Raw genomic sequence first — 2,822 nt, 5'->3', positions numbered from 1 at the left:
CGTGCCCTATTGGTCCGATATCGATGCGCAGGGAAACCTCTATATCGCTGGCGCCACCGCTTCGGTCGACTTCCCGGTCGATCCACCCATGGACATCCTTCAACGCAACCTGAAGGGCGGACTCGATGCGTTCGTCACCAAATTGAACCCCACTGGATCGGCGATCGTCTACTCGACGTACCTCGGGGGAAAGGCGAACGACCGTGCACTCGGCATCTCCGTGGCGGGCAACGGCAGCGCCTACGTCGTCGGCCTGACGCGATCGAGCGACTTTCCGACCACCAATAAGGCGATCCAGCCGAAATTCGCCGGCGGTGGTCGGGACGGGTTCGTAACGGCGCTCGACCCCTCAGGATCGAAGCTCGTTTATTCAACGTACCTCGGCGGTTCGGGAGACGATCAGGCCTGGATCGGTCCGACGCATTCGGATGGAACGATCTGGGTGATCGGCCTCACCTCGTCCACGGATTTCCCGGTGACGAGCGGCGCGTTCCAAACTGCCTCGGCAGGAGGGTTCGACTGCTTCGTGACGAAGATCGATCCACTCGGCACGCAGATCATCTTCTCCTCCTACGTCGGAGGCGGTGGCGACGACAATTGCATCGACGGCACGGTCGACGCCCAGGGACATGCGCTTTTGACCGGGTCGACGAGCTCGACGAACTTTCCTACCACGGCTGGCGCGTTTCAACGGGCGTACGGCGGAGGGGCCACCGACGCAGTCGTCGTGAAGGTGGCGCTCGATGGCTCGAGCCTCGTCTACTCCACGTACCTCGGTGGCTCGGGCGACGAGGACGTGTCAGACGGACGCTTCGACGACAGCGGGAACGCCTACGTTCCAGGAGTCACCAGCTCGCTCGATTTCCCGACGACGCCGGGGGCGCTGCAATCCAGATTCGCGGGCGGACCCGAAGACGGCTACCTCACCGTCCTGAATCCGACAGGATCAGGGTTGCTGTATTCCACCTACTTCGGCGGCAGCGGCGACGACGCGATGGGCGGCGTTCGCCCGGACGCGTGCGGCAACGTGTACTTCGTCGGCGTGACGAACTCGACCGACCTGCCGACGTCGAAGGATGCGCTTCAGAGCAGCTACGGCGGCGGAAAGTCCGACGCGTTCGTCGGCCACCTCGAGCTGCGGGGATCACATTTGCTCTACTCCAGCTACTTCGGGGGCAGTGGCGACGATGGGGCCGACGGGCAGGGCGTGAACCTCGACGGGTTCGGTAACCTCTACGTCGTCGGAAGCACGACGTCGACCGACCTGTTCGTCACGCCGAACGCGTTTCAGCGCGTCGAGGCAGGCGGGCAGGATGGCTTCGCCTTCAAGCTCTCGTTCCCGCCCTGTCGCTAGGGAAGGCCGCTGCGAGCGATTTCGTCGCTGCTGCTGCGGGGCGCAGCGGTCGCCGGTGACCTCGGGTTTGCGAGCGATGATCGGTGCTGCCGGACAGTCGTTCACGTTCGTCGATTCGCAGATGGCGCTTCCGGCGGCCGCGCTGGGCCAGAGCGGCGAGGTGGGCGAGACCGAGCGCAAGCTGTTCGCCACCCGCGAGAAGCGCTATGTGCCAGCGTACGACCTTGCCATGGTGCGTCTTGCTCTCGCCGACCACGCCGGCGCCCTGCGGCTCTTGCGCGAGACGGTTGACGAGCGTTCCGCATGGGCGATCTACATGGCGGTGGATCCTCGATTGCAGCCGCTCTCGCACGAGCCGGCGTTCGGGGAACTCCTGAAGCTCGCCGGGCTCAGTGAAGCGGCGAGCTCCGCGAAATAGTGACGCGCAGCCGCGTTGCCGTACGACTGCCGTGTCGGCCTCTATTCCATTCCCGCGTTCGGGCCGCCAAAGGAACGTTTAGCCCCGATCTCTGCGGGTACGCCACCGCGATCGAACGCCAGGGGTCTCCCCCATGTCTCCCCGAGGGACTCGTCATTCTGGAGAAGCTCAGCGTCAAAATCGCCAATGCGGCTGCGCAAGCGATTGGCATGCCAGACCGTTTCGAGTTGAAGGAGCGAGTTGACGTGACCTGCCCAGTCTGCGCCGGCACCTTCACGCTGCGGTAGTGCGACAATCGGTCTGAAGACCATGAAGACGAGGCTGGCGGTTGTCCGCGGCTTCCGGTGCACATTGTCGCCGAGCGCATTGAGCAAGCGCTGTTCGCGCCGAATGCGACTCGCCAAGTCGAAGCGTTCGAGGGCCGTGGTCCCATTGGTCCACGCTGCCAGCGGGATGGCGCCGCCATGCGCGCGATGCGAGCGCGCACGCCTCGCTTGCCCCGACAGGACACGGACTTCTGCTCGATGCCGCCGCTACAACGCACCATGCGCCGCGCCAGTGGCCGGGTTCGATTCCCGCCGCCTCCACCATTTATGTAGCCGATCTTGTTCAGTTTCTTAGGCCCAGCAGAACGAGGTCCCTGACTCAGGTCCCTGACCTCACGCGCGCACTTGCCCGATCCGCTGATTTTCACTGCTGAGCTTATGAGCCGGTTGCCGGCGGAGCGGAGGCTTGCGGGCCCGCTCCTTCACCAATGGGCGGTCACGCCCGGCCCCGAAGGTGCCGCGCTCCGCGAACAGATGGCGGCCGTCGCCTGGTGCTCGCCTTCATCACCGAGAAGAAGGTGGTGAAGGAGATCCTGGAGCACCTCGGCCTTCCTGCCACCGGGCCGCCCATCGCACCCGCGCGGATGCGCGAGGCAGGAGAAGACATCCGCTGGCAGGACGACGTGCCCGAAGTGCAGCAATCGCTGCGCTGACACCGGCGAGACAGATCTGCGCTTAGGCGTTGTTTTCGCTTCTGCGCGGCGGGGTTGCGGGCCCGGCTGGG

General features: G+C 65.0%; 1 protein-coding gene and 1 pseudogene (1 of these 2 cut by a window edge). Both read left to right on the top strand.

Annotated elements, in window-relative coordinates; genetic code table 11:
• Window positions 1-1,354: pseudogene (locus E6J58_19075) on the top strand (hypothetical protein) (it extends 635 nt beyond the left edge of the window).
• Between the two features lie 76 nt (window positions 1,355-1,430).
• Window positions 1,431-1,772: a hypothetical protein gene (locus E6J58_19070; GenBank protein TMB33961.1), complete on the top strand. Its 342-nt coding sequence runs from the start codon at window positions 1,431-1,433 to the stop codon at window positions 1,770-1,772.
• Window positions 1,773-2,822 lie beyond the last annotated feature (1,050 nt).

Source organism: Deltaproteobacteria bacterium, assembly GCA_005879535.1.
Taxonomy (GTDB): Bacteria; Myxococcota; Myxococcia; order Myxococcales; family 40CM-4-68-19; genus 40CM-4-68-19.
This window is presented reverse-complemented; position numbering and strand designations above follow the sequence as displayed.

Bases quoted from the DNA above. Each gene is read 5' to 3' on its own strand.
- E6J58_19070 (TMB33961.1), top strand. From the start codon at position 1,431: ATGATCGGTGCTGCCGGACAGTCGTTCACGTTCGTCGATTCGCAGATG.